At 61.3% G+C, this 18,582-nt stretch carries 7 protein-coding genes; 2 read left to right on the top strand and 5 right to left on the bottom strand.

The genetic code is table 11. From position 1 onward, the window contains the following. The first annotated feature begins 406 nt into the window (after positions 1 to 406). Together PF66_RS17905 and PF66_RS17900 are read left to right on the top strand one after the other, a co-directional pair. Positions 407 to 10,993 (top strand): non-ribosomal peptide synthetase, encoded by a 10,587-nt coding sequence (locus tag PF66_RS17905; RefSeq protein WP_160320662.1) that lies wholly within the window; start codon positions 407 to 409, stop codon positions 10,991 to 10,993. After that, positions 10,990 to 12,150, top strand: a complete 1,161-nt coding sequence (locus PF66_RS17900; protein ID WP_054063427.1) for an FAD-dependent monooxygenase — start codon at positions 10,990 to 10,992, stop codon at positions 12,148 to 12,150. Before PF66_RS17905 ends, PF66_RS17900 begins: the two co-directional genes overlap by 4 nt. 160 nt (positions 12,151 to 12,310) lie before the next feature. Here the strand turns inward: PF66_RS17900 and glmS are convergent, their stop codons facing one another. The 5 genes from glmS to atpD all read right to left on the bottom strand — a co-directional run bounded on the left by glmS (position 12,311) and on the right by atpD (position 18,579). Continuing rightward, positions 12,311 to 14,146, bottom strand: coding sequence for a glutamine--fructose-6-phosphate transaminase (isomerizing) (gene glmS, locus PF66_RS17895; protein WP_054063426.1), 1,836 nt, complete (start codon positions 14,144 to 14,146; stop codon positions 12,311 to 12,313). 11 nt (positions 14,147 to 14,157) lie between these two features. Further along, positions 14,158 to 14,925: a DeoR/GlpR family DNA-binding transcription regulator gene (locus tag PF66_RS17890; protein ID WP_054056439.1), complete on the bottom strand. Its 768-nt coding sequence runs from the start codon at positions 14,923 to 14,925 to the stop codon at positions 14,158 to 14,160. Between the two features lie 325 nt (positions 14,926 to 15,250). Further along, entirely contained in the window at positions 15,251 to 16,618 is a 1,368-nt protein-coding gene (gene glmU / locus PF66_RS17885; protein WP_054056438.1) for a bifunctional UDP-N-acetylglucosamine diphosphorylase/glucosamine-1-phosphate N-acetyltransferase GlmU, read from the bottom strand. A 113-nt stretch (positions 16,619 to 16,731) separates the two neighbouring features. Then, positions 16,732 to 17,157, bottom strand: a complete 426-nt coding sequence (locus PF66_RS17880; RefSeq protein ID WP_010447599.1) for a F0F1 ATP synthase subunit epsilon — start codon at positions 17,155 to 17,157, stop codon at positions 16,732 to 16,734. Between the two features lie 45 nt (positions 17,158 to 17,202). Continuing rightward, positions 17,203 to 18,579 carry a F0F1 ATP synthase subunit beta gene (gene atpD / locus PF66_RS17875; protein ID WP_054056437.1) on the bottom strand — a complete coding sequence of 459 codons (1,377 nt, stop codon included), beginning with the start codon at positions 18,577 to 18,579 and terminating at the stop codon, positions 17,203 to 17,205. Between the last annotated feature and the right edge of the window lie 3 nt (positions 18,580 to 18,582).

The following is an 18,582-nucleotide window of genomic DNA, read 5'->3' as shown; positions in this document are numbered from 1 at the left end:
ACAAGCGCAAACAGCGTAGACCGTTGCACCGTGTTCCCGGCTGATGCACGAAAACGGGTTTTCCTCTGCCCCCGGAACAAGCGACTGCTTGCTCTGGTGTCCCCCTTTTCCGGTATAGATCTCTCCCCTCTGTAAACGCCTAATGACGTCAAGTTGATCGTTTTCAGTCATGGCTGCGTTGGAATCCACCAACTTCGCTACCCCCCATGGATCCCTCGCCGGCGCATGACGCGAATGATATCGGCCGCTCAAGCAAGCACCCGACCACGATGCAATGACGGTCGGTTCGCTGTGGTTACCGAACAGACAGAACGTCCATTGCACATTCCGCCCCCCTCTCCCTGGCTTTTCACATCCGACCCATTGGTTGTTGGCGAGCCTGAGTGACTTGAATACAGGCGCCCCCATGACATCCGCTGACTTGCCAATGTTCGCCCCTGAAACGCCAGCCGTTGAACTCACCTCCCCCCAGCAAGGCATCTGGTTTGACCAGATCGCGAATCCCGAACTGCCCTACTACAACATCGGCATGGTCCTTGAGATCAAGGGTGAACTGGATCTGCCGCTGTTCGAGAAAGCGTTCCAGCTGATCGTGGATCGCCATGAGTCCTTGCGCCTGGTGCTCAGTGAGCAGGGTGCAAGCGTGCGTCAGCGCGTACTGCCCCACGTCAAGGCGAAGCTGAGCGTTGTCGAGTTTTCAGGCGAACAGGCTGGCGAAGAACCTGTAAAGGCCTACCTGCAAGATGTTTTTCGCCAGCCGTTCACGCTGCTGGGGGAGGTGCTGTGGGAGGCCAGGCTCGTGCGCTGCGGAGCGGATCGGCATTACTGCCTGTATCGCAACCACCACCTGGTAGGGGATGGCATCGCGGTCTATTTGATCATTCACGCGGTGGTAGACGCTTACAACGGCCTGCTGCGGGGTGATCACAATCCACCCCAGGGAAATTCTTATCTGTCGTTTCTCGCCGAGGACCGAGCCTATCTGGAATCGACCCGTTTCGAACGTGACAAGGCTTTCTGGAAAGAGCGCTATGCCGAGCTGCCGCCACCCTTTCTGCAGCCACGCGTCGCGGTTGCCGACAACCGAACAGCGCCCAGCGCGCTGAGCCAGATGATGATCCCCCGGGCTCTTTTCGAGGAGCTCGGGCAGTTTGCACGCAGTAAGGGCCTGTCACTGCCTCATATTTTCATGAGCGTCATCAGCACTTACTTCTGCCGTACCACCGGTGTCGACTCCATCGTCATCGGCATGCCGGTCCACAACCGGACAACGGCTTACCAGAAGAACACCGCGGGCATGTTCTCCTCCCTGAATCCCATCCGTCTTGAGGTGGACCCCCAGGCTTCGTTTCTGGAACTGATGCAGACGACCTCCACCCAGTTGCGCCGCAGCTACCGGTATCAACGCTTTCCGATCGCAGAACTCAACCGGATGCTGAAACTGAACCAGATGAGCCGGCGGCAACTGTTTGACGTGTCACTGTCGTTTGAGAGTCTCGATGGAGAGGTGATCTTCGGCGACAGCCCGACCAAAGTGCATTCCCTGTACAGCGGGCATGAGCGCCTGCCGCTGGCGATTTTCGTGTGCGACTACAACCCCAACGCAGACGTTTATCTGGACTTCAACTTCAATACGGCATTTTTCACGCTGGAAGAAGTGCAGCAGATTCAAACGCGCATGCTTTCCATGCTGACCCACGTGGTCGAGCAGCAACACACGGCGGTTTCACACTTTCCGATCATGCCGATGGCCGAACGGCAACAGGTGCTGCAGACATTCAACGCCACTGAGCAGTTGTACCCTGACGATGAACTCATTCACACGCGCTTCGAGCAACAGGCAGAACGCCAACCAGACGCCTGCGCCGTCAGCGATCACCACGGCAAGGCGCTGACCTACGCCGAACTGAATCGTGCCGCCAACCAACTGGCGCATCATTTGATCACACTGGGCGTCGGCCCCGATGACCGGGTCGCTATCTGCGTCGAACGTGGCCCCCAGATGATTGTCGGCCTGCTGGGGATTCTCAAGGCGGGGGCCGGTTATGTGCCGCTGGACCCTGCCTACCCCGCTGAGCGCCTGGCCTATCTGCTGCAAGACAGCGCACCGGTCGCGGTGCTGGTACACACCGCGACAGCGCAGGTGCTGGCGCTCGGATCACTACCCGTCATCCATCTGGACGATGCCGCCTTGCAGGCGCAATCCGTGCAGAACCCACAGGTACCGGGCCTGGACGCCTCGCATCTGGCCTACGTGATCTACACCTCGGGCTCCACCGGCTTGCCAAAAGGCGTGCAGGTCGAACATCGCCACGTGGCCCGCCTGTTCTCGGCCACCGACGGCTGGTTTGGCTTCAGCCCGGATGACGTCTGGGCACTGTTCCACTCGTTTGCTTTCGACTTCTCGGTCTGGGAAATCTGGGGCGCCCTGATGCACGGCGGGCAACTGCTGATCGTCCCGCACCTGGTCAGTCGCTCACCCCGGGAATGTTATGCACTGCTCTGTGACGCTGGGGTCACAGTGCTCAACCAAACCCCTTCCGCCTTCCGCCAACTGATCGCCGCACAGGCCGACAGCCAGCAAGCCCATGCGTTGCGCCACGTGATCTTTGGCGGCGAAGCGCTGGAAACCGGCATCCTCAAGCCCTGGTACGCCAGGCCAGGCAACGCCGGGACGCAACTGGTGAACATGTACGGCATCACCGAAACCACCGTGCACGTGACGTATTACCCCTTGCAGGCCGACGATGTCGAGCGGGCAGGCGTCAGCCCGATTGGCCAGCGGATACCGGATTTGCAGTTGTATGTGCTCGACGCCCGCCGCGAGCCCATGCCTCCGGGCGTGGTCGGTGAGTTGTATGTCGGTGGCGCCGGCGTGGCGCGAGGCTATCTGAATCGCCCCGAACTGAATGAAGAACGCTTTCTCGCCAACCCGTTCAGCGAACAGCCCGACGCCCGCCTGTACCGCACGGGCGATCTGGTGCGCTGGGCTGCTGACGGTCGCCTCGAGTACATGGGGCGCAATGACGATCAGGTCAAGATCCGGGGTTTCCGTATCGAGCTGGGTGAAATCGAAGCCCGCCTGGCCGGGTACGAGGCGGTGAAAGAAGCGGTGATCATGGCCCGTGAAGACATGCCGGGCGACAAGCGCCTGGTGGCCTATTTCACCACGGATGCCGCAGTGAGCCCCGACCTGCTGCGCCAGCATCTGCAGGCCCAACTGCCGGACCACATGGTGCCCGCTGCCTACGTGCGCCTGGAGTCGCTGCCACTGACCTCAAACGGCAAGCTGGATCGCAAGGCCCTGCCCGCGCCCACCCAGTCATCGATGGTCAACCGCCAATACGAGGCGCCTATTGGTGACACCGAAACCGCCATCGCCGCTATCTGGCAAGAATTGCTGGACATCGATCAGGTGGGTCGCCATGACCACTTCTTCGAGCTGGGCGGGCATTCATTGGTGGCCGTCAAGCTGATAGAGCAGATGCGCCAGATCGGCCTGAGCGCCGATGTTCGCGTGCTGTTCAGCCAGCCGACCCTGGCCGCCCTGGCGGCGGCCGTGGGCGGAGGTGCGGAAATCGTGGTACCTGCCAATCGGATCCCCGAGGACTGCAAACGCATTACCCCGGACATGCTGCCCCTGGCGAACCTCACCCAGGCCGCTATCGACCGCATCGTGGCCACGGTACCCGGGGGCTTGGCCAACGTGCAGGACATCTATGCCCTGGCGCCGCTGCAGGAAGGTATTCTTTTCCATCACCTGCGCGGTGAGCAGGGCGACCCCTATGTCCTGAAATCCGTCTTTGCCTTCGAGGATCAAGCCCGTCTGGACGCATTCAGCCAGGCACTGCAACAACTGATCCAGCGCCACGATATCCTTCGTACCGCCCTGCTCTGGGAAGGGCTGGACGAACCGGTGCAAGTGGTATGGCGCCAGGCCACCCTTGCCACGGAAACCCTCCACCTTGATCCGGCTCAAGGGGATATCTCCACGCAACTGCAACACCGCCATGACCCGCAGCACTATCGCCTGGATCTGGGCCAGGCACCGTTGATGCGGCTGGTCAGTGCCTACGATACCGCGCATCAGCGCATCGTCTCGCTGCTGCTGTGCCATCACCTGGTGCTCGACCACACTGCGCTGGCCGTCATGCGTGACGAGATACAGGCCCTGATGTTGGGTAAAGGCCATGACCTGCCGGCCTCGGTGCCGTACCGCAATTACGTGGCCCAGGCCCGCCTGGGCGCCAGTGTCGAAGCCCAGGAAGCCTTCTTCCGCAACATGCTCGGCGACCTCGACGAGCCGACCCTGCCGTTCAACCTGCACGACGTGCACGGCGGCGCAAACGCAATCGAAGAGGTGTATCACCGTATTGACAGCACCTTGAGCCAACGCCTGCGCAGGCAGGCCCGGCTGTCCGGAGTGAGTCCAGCCAGCCTGATGCACCTGGCCTGGGCCCAGGTCATCGGACGCTTTTCAGGACGCGACGACGTCGTCTTCGGTACCGTCCTGATCGGTCGAATGAGCGGCTCGGCCGGTACAGACCGTGCGCTGGGCATGTTCATCAATACCTTGCCGATGCGTATCAAGGTGGGTGATCAGGGGGCCCGGGCCAGCGTTCAAACCACTCACGCACAGCTGTCGGCACTGCTCGAACATGAACATGCCTCGCTGACACTGGCGCAGCGTTGCAGCGGTGTGCCGGGCGATCTGCCCCTCTTCAATGCCCTGCTCAACTACCGACACACTGACGGCGAAGCCTTGAGTCGGGAGATCGGCGCGGTATGGGCCGGCATTCAAGTATTGAACGCCGAGGAACGCAGTAACTACCTACTGACATTGAACGTGGACGACCTGGGGGAGGACTTCATCCTCAATGCCCAGACCGTGGTCGACATCGGTGCGCAGCGTATCTGCAATTACGTGCAGACCGCACTGGAAAGCCTGGTCGAAGCCCTTGAACAGGTTCCTCAGGCGCCCTTGCACAGCCTCTCGATCCTGCCGGTGCAGGAGCGCCATCAACTGGTGGTCGACTTCAATGCAACCGCGTTCGATTACCCCTTGGAGCAGACACTCCACGGCTTGTTCGAAGCCCAGGTGGAGCGCACGCCGCAAGCGGTCGCCGTGGTGCATGGCGATATCCGCCTGAGTTATCGCGAGCTGAATGACCGGGCCAACCAACTGGCACATCATTTACTCGATATCGGGGTAAAACCGGATGACCGTGTGGCCATCTGCGCCGAGCGTAGCGAGTCGATGGTCATCGGTTTACTCGCGATCCTGAAAGCCGGCGGCAGTTATGTACCGCTGGACCCGGCTTATCCTGCGGACCGGATTGCCTACATGCTGCAGGACAGCACTCCCTCTGCCGTATTGGCTCAACAGACGACAGTGAGCCTGCTGTCGAGCGTTGCGGTACCGGTGATTGATGTGGATTGTCAGTCATTGCAGGGTCAATCGCTGGCCAATCCCCAGGTGCCGGGCCTGACCGCGGCTCATCTGGCCTACGTGCTTTACACCTCCGGCTCGACCGGCACGCCCAAGGGCGTGATGAACGAGCATCGTGGCGTGGTCAATCGTCTGCTTTGGGCACAAGACCACTACGCAGTGAATGAAACCGACCGCGTCCTGCAAAAGACCCCCTTCGGCTTCGACGTGTCGGTCTGGGAGTTCTTCCTGCCCTTGCTGGCCGGCGCCCAGCTACACATGGCCCGCCCAGGCGGTCATCAGGATCCGGCCTACATCGCTCACGTCATCCGTGAACACGGCATCACCCTGATGCACTTTGTGCCATCGATGCTCGATGTCTTTCTGGAGCATGGCGACCGCCAAGGCTTCAGTGAGCTGCGACGTGTGCTGTGCAGCGGTGAAGCGTTACCCGGGCATCTGGTTCGGCGCTTCAAGGCGCAGTATCCGGATATCGCGCTGCACAACCTGTACGGTCCGACCGAAGCGGCCATCGACGTCACCGCATGGGACTGCTCGGGCCCCGGCACGCCCGACAGTACGCCGATCGGCAAGCCGATCGCCAACACCCGGATTTACCTGCTGGATGCCCATCAGCAGCCCGTCCCCCTGGGGGTCGCGGGAGAGATTTACATTGGCGGGGTTCAAGTGGCACGCGGTTATTTGAACCGTGCACAGCTGACGGCCGAGCGTTTCCTCAGCGACCCGTTCAGCGACGACCCGAATGCCCGTCTCTACAAAACCGGCGACCTGGGCCGGTGGTTGGCCGACGGCACGGTCGAGTACCTGGGCCGCAATGACTTCCAGGTGAAGATCCGCGGCCTGCGCATCGAGCTGGGCGAGATCGAAGCGCATCTGCTGGCCTGCGAAGGCGTCAGGGATGTGGTGGTGATCGCTCGCCAGGACACCGACGGTGATACCTATCTGGTCGGCTACATGGTCGGCACCCACGCCAACGAGCTGTCAGCGCAGGCACTGCAGGCGCATCTGCGCCGGCACGTCCCCGACTACATGGTGCCGAGGTATCTGATTCAGCTGGAGCACTTCCCGCTCAATGCAAACGGCAAACTGGACCGCAAGGCCTTGCCCGAACCCCAGGAGCCCCTGGGCAGCACTGACGCGACAGCGCCGCGCACGGCACTGGAACAGGCGCTGGTGGCGCTCTGGAAAGACAACCTGAAACGCGAGGTACTGGGCGTCCACGATAACTATTTCATGCTTGGCGGCGACTCTCTGAAGGTCATTCATCTGCAGATCAAGGCGCGTGAGCAAGGTATGCCGCTCACGCTGGGGCAGATCTACCAGAACCCGACCATCGCTCAACTGGCACAGCTTTTGAGCACGCAGCAGGCATCCTCAGCGCAATGGCAGCCCACCGTCCATGTGAAGCCTTTTGCCCAAGTATCAGAAGACATCCGCTTGGCCAGCGAGGGCGTGTTCGATGAGGTGTTCCCGGCTTCGCAGCTGCAGGTCGGGATGATCTATCACTCGATGATGTACCCGGACTCGGCGATCTATCACGACATCTTTCGCTACCGGCTACGCCTTCGCTGGGATGCCACCTCATGGAACCGTGCGTGCGACGCATTGATCCGGCGTCATCCGGCGTTGCGCATGTCCTTTGATCTAAGCCACCACGCAACGCCCATGGCGCGTGTGCATCGCGCGGTCGAGCCGCCTGTGCAAGTGATCGACGTCACCGCCCTGGGCCCTGCCGAGCGGGCGCTGGCGGTTTCCAGTTACATCGAAGAGCGTAAGCGTCACCGTCCAGATTGGCATGAGGCACCGCTCTATCAGTTCGGCGTATTCGTCGCGGCGGACGACATTAATCTGGTTTTCAGCTTTCACCACGCCATTCTCGATGGCTGGAGCGTCGCCACCCTGATGCGTGACCTGATCACCCTCTACACGTCGACGCCAGAAACCGACCCTTTGCCTGCCCTGATCACCACGCCAGCCGACTTCATCGCCCTGGAGCAGGCGGCGGTGACGACGGCTGAGCATCGTCTGTTCTGGAGCGAATACTTGCGCGAAGCACCCGCCGCGTCGATGACCAGTTGGGTCCATGCGGTCGCCCCGGACCCTGTAGCGCACCGTTCGGCCTATCGGGAAATGCCGGCGGCTGACCTGGCCCGGCTCGAAGCGTTCTGTAGGGCGCACGACCTGCCGTTGCGCTCGGTGTTGTTGACGGCTCATGGCTTTGCGCAAGCCATCCTGTCCAACCAGAAAGAAGTGCTGTGCGGCGTCATCAGTCACGGTCGCCCCGAGTTCGAGGATGCAGCCTCGATTCTCGGCCTGTTCCTCAACACATTGCCTGTGCGTTTCAACACGCTGGGCCAGAGTTGGCTGGAGCTGGTCCGCCAATCGATTGCCCAGGAACAACAGGTGTTCACGCATCGGCGCTATCCGTTCGCCCTGATCCACCGTGAAACCGACGTAGCCTTGGATGTGGTGTTCAACTACGTCGATTTCTATGTGCTCAGTGACATGCTGGCCGAGGACGATGGAATCCTTATTGACTGGGAAACGACCGAGGCCAGCAACTATGACCTGCTGACCAGCCTGGGCCGCCATCCGCGCAATGGCTCGCTGATGTTGAAGATGGACTACCGCACTGCCCGCGTCGCCGAAAGCCAGGTGCAGGCTTATGCCGAATACCTGTTGCGCACCCTGGCATTGATGATGGACGCGCCAGAGGCCAGCCCCTGTGTACCGGCATGGAGCCCCGTTCTCGAGCCGACCACGCCAGCCCCGGCCATCCCACGGCCCCATGACAATCTGGCGAGTCTGTTGCTGGACAGCTTTGCCCGCCATGCCCCACAAACCGCCGTGAGTTTCGACGGGACCCGACTGTCGTACCGCCAACTGAGAGACGCCAGTGCGCAAATGGCCAGTTGGCTGCACCGGCACGACATAGGCCAGGGAGACCGGGTTGCGATCATGATGCCGCGCTCGCCCGAGCTGATCGTGGCCTTGCTCGGCGTCATACAGGCTGGCGCTGCGTATGTGCCGATTGACCTGAGCTTCCCGGATGAGCGCATCCGGCTGATTCTCGAGGATTCGCAGCCCAGCCTGATCCTGTTCGCCGACGCATCGCAGAGCCGGGTGACATCACTGGCGAAGCACGCACACCAGCGGCATTGGGATAGCGTGGCCGCGGAGTTCGACAACGATCCCGGCCGCTGCGCGGAACGGGTTGCCGTACTCGCGGCGGGCATCGAGGCCGACGACAACGCCTATGTGCTCTATACGTCGGGTTCGACAGGCCGTCCCAAAGGCGTGGCCATGCCACACCGTGCCTTGACCCATCTGATCCTCTGGCAGAACCGCGAACAGGCGCAGGGCATCGACCCGACCGTTTCGCTGAAAACACTGCAGTATTCATCAATCTCGTTCGACGTCTCGTTCCAGGAAATTTTCTCGACCCTGTCCTGCGGCGCTGAACTGGTGATGATTGAAGAAGCCCTGCGCTATGACTTCATCCAATTGTTGAAGTTGATCTGCGCACGGCAGATCAACCGTCTGTTCCTGCCCTACGTCGCCTTTCAAGGGCTGGCCGAAGTGGCCATGCAATTGGGGATTCGCCCCGTCTCCCTGCGCCTGATCAACGTGGCCGGTGAGCAGTTGAAGATCACGAGTGAGATCCGCGACCTGATAAATGGCCTCGAAGGCTGTCGGGTAGAAAACCACTATGGGCCGACCGAGTCGCATGTGGTCACGCGCCTGAAGCTTGAGGGTGCCAGCGAAACCTGGCCGAGCATGCCGTCGATCGGCACGCCGATCGACGGGGTACGCCTGCATGTTCTGGATGCAGCCGGCAATGCCTGCCCTGTCGGCGTCATCGGCGAACTGTTTATCGAAGGGCCTTGCCTGGCAAACGGCTACTGGAATCGATCCGACCTGACCGACGAACGCTTTGTCTACCGGCAACTGGAAGGCCAGGCCCGCAGGCTATATGAAACCGGGGACATCGGGTTTTACCTGCCTTGGGGTGATCTGGTCTATCAAGGCCGCGGTGATGCCCAGGTGAAGATTCGCGGCTACCGCGTCGAGTTGGGCGAGATCGAGGTAGCGATGCTGGGCTCCGCCCGATTCGGTGCCGACATTCGACAAGTCGCCGTTATCGACAAGCCGGCAAACGATGGCACCCGTTATCTGGTGGGCTTTGTTCAGGCCATGCCGGGGCGCGTGCCGGATCTGGATCAACTCAAGGCAGAGATGCGCCTGGCGTTGCCCGATTACATGGTGCCCAACACGCTGATCAGCATTGAGCAACTGCCAGTGGGCCCCACCGGCAAGATCGACCGTCGGCAACTGCAAAAAGTAGAGATTCAACACATCCTGCAGCGGCCCTTCACCGCTCCCCGAAATGCCGTTGAAGACTTGTTGCAGGCTTATTGGCAGGAAGCCCTGGGCCTGGAAGAGATCAGTGTCCATGACAACTTCTTCGAGGTGGGCGGCAACTCGCTCAAAGCGGTGCAACTGGTCGCGAAGCTGGTCACGCATCAAGGTCTGGAACCCTCATTGGCCGACTTCATCCAGGCCCCGACCATCGCCGAATTCGCCCAAGTGCTGCAAGGGACCGCCACCGGACACCCCGCTACTGGCGCGCTGGTGGACTTCAAGAACGCGCCTGGCCAGCCGCCGGTGTTTCTGGTCCACCCTATCGGCGGCCACGTACTGTGCTATGCCGCACTGGCGCATGTCCTCAAGGACCAGGTCAATCTTATGGCCTTGCAGGCGCCGGGAACCTGGGACGCCCGTGAACCGATCCCATCGGTCTACGGCCAGGCGACCTATTACGCCGATGCCATCGAGCAGGCCGTACCGCACGGCGCGCTGAATATCGGTGGCTGGTCGTATGGCGGCGTCGTGGCGTATGAGCTGGCGAGCGAGTTGCAGCGTCGCGGGAGGCTTGTGCATAACGTGTTCCTGCTCGACACCATCGTGCGTATCAATCAGGGCCAGGTGCAGGTCGAACGCTCCGAGTTCCTCAATTGGTTCATGTGGGAATTGCTCAGCGGCGACGGCCAGAAGGAATACGACTATCAGGCGCTGGATTTTTCCGCGATGAGCGATGCGCAAGCCTTTGCGCAGATCCGGCAGCACGGCATCGACCAGGGCATTTTCGACGAAACCATTACCGTGGCAACACTGGACCAGCTGTTCCGGGTGTTCCACGCCAACTGGCAAGGGATGCTGGACTACAGTTTCCCGCCACGGGACCTGCCGGTGACGTTATTCGCGGCGGATGTCGAGCTGCCCAATGTCCTGCAAAGCCCCCACGAAATGGTGGGCACCGCCTTTAACGACCCTTATCGCGGATGGCGCGCGCTTTCTCCCCAGGTCCAGCGCATTGGCGTAGAAGGCGACCACCTGACGATGATGCGCGAACCCCACATCCAGCGGGTGGGCAGCTTCATCAAGTTACACATGGACGCGGCCCTGATAGGAGACGCCGGCAACACTGCCGGATTGACCGCTCCATCAGGCGTGAATGACTTGCTACAGGTGAAAACAGCATGACAGAACAGAGGAAAGCCATCGTCGCAGGCGCCGGTGTCGGCGGCCTGACGGCGGGCATCGCACTGCAACGCGCGGGATGGCAGGTCACGGTCTTCGAAGCGGCTCAAACGCTGCGCACCGGCGGCACCGGCTTGTCCATCATGGCCAATGCCATGGCGGCGCTGAATTCGATCGGCGCCCATGCTCCGGTCGAACAGGCGGGCCAGGAGATCCGCCAGTTCTTTTTCAAGAAAACCGGTGGCGCGCCCATCACCAGCATCCCGATTCATGAGATCGGTGAGCAATTGGGCTACCCCAGTATGAGTATCCAGCGGCCCTTGCTGCTGCGTGCACTGGCGCAGCAACTGGCACCCGACACCCTGATAACGGGTATGCGCTGCGCAGGTTATACCAACCACGCCCATGGCGTGACGGTGCACTTCGAAGACGGCAGCAGCCAAGCGGCTGACCTGCTGATTGGCGCCGACGGTCTCAACTCGGTCATACGCCGACAAATGCTGGGCGAGACGCCCCTGCGATCCTCGGGCTATATCGCCTGGCTGGCGGTAACGCCGTTCAGCCACCCGGTCATGACTGAAGGCTACGTGGCGCACTACTGGGGCCGCGGCAAGCGCTTCGGGCTTTGCGATGTGGGCGACGGCCACGCTTATTGGTGGGGGACCTGTAACCATGAAAACGCCTCGCACGACGCCTTGAGCCTCAACAAACAGGAAGTGCTCGACGCCTATGCCGGCTGGGCACCGGAAGTCTGTGCCGCCATTGAGGCGACGCCCGACGATGTCATATTGAAAATGCATGCCAGGGATCGACAGCCCGTAGAGCAGTTCTGCGATGGGCATGTGGCGCTGTTGGGCGATGCAGCTCATCCCATGTTGCCGAGCCTGGGCCAGGGAGCGGCGCAGGCCATCGAAGACGCCGTCGTACTGGCTGATCGCCTGGCAAAGACCCCTGACCTGCGCACCGCGCTGGCGGAGTACGAGGCGCATCGGCATCCGCGCGCCAATGAAATCGTCAACACCGCGCGCTTCATGAGCGGCATCGAACAGGCCGAGTCGAGCATCGCCTGCTGGCTTCGCGACTGGTACATGCGCCTGGCGCCCAAAAGCAGCGTGCGCAAGAAGAATATCGACATCATGTCGTTCAAGCCCTGCGCTTGATAAGCACAGGTGCAGACGGGCCGGGTGTTCTCTGCGGGGTCCAAGGTAAAAGCATTGAGGCCACATCCCCTAAGGTGAGACGTGGCCCCCGTGATACAGCTTTTATTGTCCTGGTAGCGACTTTATTGTCAGAACCCGCAGATCATCATCGTCTACCGCGTTATTCCACCGTCACCGACTTCGCCAGGTTGCGCGGCTGGTCGACGTCGGTGCCCTTGAGCACAGCGACGTAGTACGACAGCAACTGCAGCGGGATGGTGTAGAGGATTGGCGCCAGGGTGTCGTGGATGTGCGGCAGGGTGATGACGTGGGTCCCCTCGCCATTGCTCATGCCGGCCTGTTCGTCGGCAAAGACAATCAGTTCGCCGCCACGGGCGCGGACTTCCTGCAGGTTGGACTTGAGCTTCTCCAGCAGTTCGTTGTTCGGCGCCACAGTGACGATCGGCATGTCATTGTCGACCAGCGCCAGTGGGCCGTGCTTGAGTTCGCCGGCCGGATAGGCTTCGGCGTGGATGTAGGAGATCTCCTTGAGCTTGAGCGAACCTTCCATCGCCACCGGATACTGCGCGCCACGACCGAGGAACAGGGTGTGGTTCTTGTCGGCGAACAGCTCGGCGATCTTCTCGACCTTGGCGTCCATCGCCAGGGTTTCGCCCAGGCGGGTCGGCAGGCGACGCAGTTCTTCCACCAGTTCGGCTTCGACACCTTCCGCCAGGGTGCCACGGACCTGGCCCAGGGCCAGGGTCAGCAGCAGCAGGCCAACCAGTTGGGTGGTGAAAGCCTTGGTCGAGGCCACGCCGATTTCGCGACCGGCCTGGGTCAGCAGGGTCAGGTCCGACTCGCGCACCAGCGAGCTGATGCTGACGTTGCAGATCGCCAGGCTGCCGAGGAAGCCCAGTTCTTTTGCGTTGCGCAACGCGGCCAGGGTGTCGGCGGTTTCGCCGGACTGGGAGACGGAGACGAACAGGGTGTCCGGCTGCACCACCACCTTGCGGTAGCGGAATTCGCTGGCGACTTCGACCTGGCACGGAATGCCCGCCAGGCCTTCGAGCCAGTAACGCGCGACCATGCCGGCGTGGTAGCTGGTACCGCAGGCGACGATCTGTACATTGCGTACCTTGGCGAACAGCTCGGCGGCCTGGGGGCCGAAGGCCTGGACCAGCACCTGGTTCTGGCTCAGGCGACCTTCCAGGGTGCGTTGCACCACGGAGGGTTGCTCGTGGATCTCCTTGAGCATGAAGTGGCGGAACTCGCCCTTGTCGGCGGCTTCGGCGCCATCGCGATACTGCACGGCTTCGCGCTCGACGACCTGGCCATCGATGTCCCAGATCTGCACACTGTCACGGCGGATTTCGGCAATATCGCCCTCCTCCAGGTACATGAAGCGGTCGGTCACCTGGCGCAGGGCCAGTTGGTCGGAGGCGAGGAAGTTCTCACCGAGGCCGAGGCCGATCACCAGCGGGCTGCCACTGCGGGCTGCCAGCAGACGATCGGGCTGCTGCGCATTGATCACGGCCAGGCCGTAGGCGCCGTGCAGTTCCTTGACCGTGGCCTTGAGGGCCTTGGTCAGGTCGCCCAGGTCCTTGAGCTTGTGGCTCAGCAGGTGGGCGATCACTTCGGTGTCGGTGTCCGACGAGAAGACGTAGCCCAGGCCCTTGAGCTGTTCGCGCAGGGCTTCGTGGTTCTCGATGATGCCGTTGTGCACCACGGCGATATCGGCGCCGGAGAAATGCGGGTGGGCGTTACGCTCGCAGGGGGCGCCGTGGGTGGCCCAGCGGGTGTGGGCGATGCCCAGGCGGCCGGCCAGTGGCTGGCCGGCCAGGGCCTGGTCCAGCTCACTGACCTTGCCGGTCCGGCGGGTCCGCTCCAGCGTACCGTTGTGAGTGAAGACGGCGACACCGGCGCTGTCGTAGCCCCGGTATTCCAGACGCTTGAGACCCTCGACCAGAATGGCCGTGATATTACGTTCAGCAACTGCACCGACAATTCCGCACATGCTTTTCTCTCCTAGCTGACGGCCGCGCAAATCAAATGTATGCCGCGGGCCTGAATCTGTTCGCGTGCCTCCTGGGGCAAGCGTTCATCGGTAATAAGGGTATGGACGCTGCTCCACGGCAGTTCCAGGTTGGGAATACGCCGACCGATCTTGTCGGACTCGACCATGACCACCACTTCGCGGGACACTTCGGCCATCACCCGGCTCAAGCCGAGCAATTCGTTGAAGGTGGTGGTGCCCCGCTCCAGATCGATGCCGTCGGCACCGATGAACAACTGGTCGAAGTCGTAGGAGCGCAGCACCTGTTCGGCGACCTGGCCCTGGAACGATTCGGAATGCGGGTCCCAGGTGCCGCCGGTCATCAGCAGCACGGGCTCGTGCTCCAGCTCGCTGAGGGCACGGGCGACATGCAGGGAGTTGGTCATCACCACCAGGCCAGGCTGCAGGCCCAGTTCCGGGATCATCGAGGCCGTGGTGCTGCCACTGTCGATGATGATGCGGGCGTGTTCCCGCAGACGGCCGACGGCGGCACGGGCAATAGCCTGCTTGTATTTCGACACCGAGTGGGCGGGATCGCTGACCAGTTCCTGGGGCATGCTGATCGCGCCGCCATAACGACGCAGCAGCAGACCATTGCTTTCGAGCGCGGCCAGATCCTTGCGAACCGTAACCTCGGAAGTTTCGAAGCGTTTGGCCAGTTCGTCCACGCTCACTTCACCCTGTTCACTGAGCAAGGCGAGAATGCTATGACGACGTTGAGGGGTATTACGTTTCGACATGGGACGTTATGTTTCGATTCGAAAGATAATAAGTGCAATCAAAACCTGTAATCGAAACTTCGTCAAGTGAAGGTTTTCAAAAAATGGCTTGTGGGTAACTTTTTCGGTTCGCGGGTCGAGCCCTTCCCTTCACCGCCAGAAAAATCCTTTGGCAGGCGGCCATTCACGACATGTTGTGGTGTCGATGAAATGGCTGTCGCCAGCAAGCCCGGTTGCGCAGGGGGAAGTCTGCGCACGGGGAAGAGGGAAGATTTATCCACAAACGCAGAGGGCCACCCACGGTGGCCCTCACTTTCCACAGCGCTCAAAAGCGCTTGTGGATAATTCAGCTCTTCTTGATCTTCACCGGCCGCTTCCAGCCATCGATATTGCGCTGGCGTGCACGCGCCACCGCCAGTTGGCCTTCATCGACGTTCTGGGTGATGGTCGACCCCGCCGCCGTGGTAGCACCGTGGGAGATATCCACAGGGGCGACCAGGGAGTTGTTGGTACCGATGAAGACGTCATCACCCAGCACCGTCTTGTGCTTGTTGGCACCATCGTAGTTGCAGGTGATGGTGCCGGCGCCGATGTTGGTGCGTTCACCGATCACGGCATCGCCCAGGTAGGCCAGATGGCCGGCCTTGGTGTCGTTGCCGAGCACGGCATTTTTCAACTCGACGAAGTTACCCACATGGGCACGCTCGCCCAACACGCTGCCGGGGCGCAGGCGGGCGAACGGACCGGCATCGCTGCCCTCGCCCATGATCGCGCCGTCGAGGTGGGTGTTGGCCTTGAGCACCACGCCCTTGCGCAGGGTGCTGTCCTTGATCACGCAGTTCGGGCCGATCACCACGTCATCCTCGATCACCACGCGGCCTTCGAGGATCACGTTGATGTCGATCAACACATCACGCCCCACCGTGACCTCGCCACGCACATCGAACCGGGCCGGGTCACGCAGGGTCACGCCCTGGGCCATCAGACGCAGGGCCGCACGCTTCTGGTAATGACGTTCGAGCTCGGCCAGTTGCCGACGATCGTTGGCGCCCTGCACTTCCATGGCATCGTGGGGTTGCTCGGTTTCCACCACCAGGCCGTCGGCGACCGCCATGGCGATCACATCGGTGAGGTAGTACTCGCCCTGGGCGTTATTGTTCGACAGACGGCTCATCCAGTCGCCCAGGCGCCGGGCCGGCAAGGCGAGAATGCCGGTGTTGCCTTCGGTGATGGCGCGCTGCGCCTCGTTGGCGTCCTTCTGCTCGACGATCGCACAGGCCTTGCCCTGGGCGTTGCGCACGATACGGCCGTAGCCGGTCGGGTCCGCCAGTTCGACGGTCAGCAGTGCCACCTGTTCAGGCGTGGCGTGCTGCAGCAGGCGCTGCAGGGTTTCCACTTCGATCAGCGGCACATCGCCGTAGAGCACCAGCACGGTGTCGGCGGTAATGAAAGGAACGGCCTGGGCCACGGCATGGCCGGTCCCCAGTTGTTTATCCTGCAGGACGAAGTTCAGGTCATCGGCGGCCAGTCGTTCACGCACCTGGTCCGCACCGTGGCCGATCACCACGTGAATGCGCTGTGGATTCAATTGGCGGGCGCTGTGGATAACATGTCCGAGCATCGAATTGCCAGCTACGGGATGAAGAACCTTCGGCAACGCCGAACGCATGCGGGTGCCTTGGCCGGCAGCAAGGATAACGATTTCGAGAGACATGACTGGCTACCAATCCTGGGTGGTCAGCGGCTGTGACCAGGTGATGAATATCGGAAAAGAAAAAAGGGTAGCCGAGGCTACCCTTTTTAATCAATCGCGCAACAAGCGGTGGCTTAGCCGCCGAACTTCTTGCGGATCTGCTGGACGGTACGCAGCTGGGCTGCGGCCTCGGCCAGACGTGCAGCAGCGGAACCGTAGTCGAAGTCCGCGCCTTTTTCGTTCAGGGCCTTCTCGGCAGCCTTGACGGCTTCCTGAGCGGAGGCTTCGTCCAGGTCGGCAGCACGTTGCACGGTGTCGGCAAGAACCTTGACCATGTTCGGCTGAACCTCGAGGAAACCACCGGAGATGTAGAACACCTCGGCTTCCCCGCCCTGCTTGATCAAGCGGATCGGACCCGGCTTGAGATTGGTGATCAGCGGCGCGTGGCCCAGGGCAATACCCAGGTCACCCAGTGCACCGTGTGCAATCACCATCTCGACCAGTCCGGAGAAAATTTCTCCTTCCGCACTGACGATATCGCAATGGACTGTCATAGCCATCTGATTGCCTCAACCTAAATTAGCGCCCGTTGCCGGGCGCCGGGATTACAGTTTCTTGGCTTTCTCGATCGCTTCTTCGATGCCGCCAACCATGTAGAACGCTTGTTCTGGCAGGTGGTCGTAGTCACCGTTGAGGATGCCTTTGAAGCCAGCAATGGTGTCTTTCAGGGAAACGTATTTACCCGATGCACCGGTGAAGACTTCAGCCACGAAGAACGGCTGCGACAGGAAACGCTGGATCTTACGAGCGCGGGATACCAGCTGCTTGTCGGATTCCGACAGCTCGTCCATACCCAGGATCGCGATGATGTCCTTCAGTTCCTTGTAGCGCTGCAGCACGTACTGAACGCCACGAGCGGTTTCGTAGTGGTCGTTGCCGATCACGTTCGGATCCAGCTGACGCGAAGTCGAGTCCAGTGGGTCTACCGCTGGGTAGATACCCAGGGAAGCGATGTCACGGGACAGTACGACGGTGGCGTCGAGGTGGGCGAAGGTGGTCGCTGGCGACGGGTCGGTCAGGTCGTCCGCAGGTACGTATACGGCCTGGATCGAGGTGATCGAACCTTGCTTGGTCGAAGTGATGCGCTCTTGCAGCACGCCCATCTCTTCAGCCAGGGTCGGCTGGTAACCTACTGCCGAAGGCATACGGCCCAGCAGTGCGGATACTTCGGTACCGGCCAGGGTGTAACGGTAGATGTTGTCGACGAACAGCAGAACGTCGTTACCTTCGTCACGGAACTTCTCGGCCATGGTCAGGCCGGTCAGGGCAACGCGCAGACGGTTCCCTGGTGGCTCGTTCATCTGGCCGTAGACCAGTGCCACTTTGTCCAGAACGTTGGAGTCCTTCATCTCGTGGTAGAAGTCGTTACCCTCACGAGTACGCTCCCCCACACCGGCGAACACGGAGTAACCGCTGTGCTCGATGGCGATGTTACGGATCAGTTCCATCATGTTTACGGTCTTGCCGACACCGGCACCACCGAACAGACCAACCTTACCACCCTTGGCGAACGGGCAAACCAGGTCGATAACCTTGATGCCGGTTTCCAGCAGTTCGTTGCCACCTGCCTGTTCAGCGAAGGATGGAGCGGCGCGGTGGATACCCCAGCGCTCTTCCTCGCCGATCGGACCGGCTTCGTCGATCGGGTTGCCCAGCACGTCCATGATCCGGCCCAGGGTCGCTTTACCGACCGGTACGGAGATGGCTGCGCCAGTATTGTTCACGTCCAGGCCACGCTTGAGGCCTTCGGTGGAACCCATCGCAATGGTACGTACCACGCCGTCGCCCAGCTGCTGCTGAACTTCCAGGGTGGTTTCGGCGCCTTGAACCTTCAAGGCGTCGTAGATGCTCGGTACGCTGTCGCGTGGAAATTCCACGTCGATGACGGCGCCGATGATTTGAACGATACGTCCGCTACTCATAGC

The sequence above is a fragment of the Pseudomonas asplenii genome (assembly GCF_001293465.1).
Taxonomy (GTDB): Bacteria; Pseudomonadota; Gammaproteobacteria; order Pseudomonadales; family Pseudomonadaceae; genus Aquipseudomonas; species Aquipseudomonas fuscovaginae_B.
This window is presented reverse-complemented; position numbering and strand designations above follow the sequence as displayed.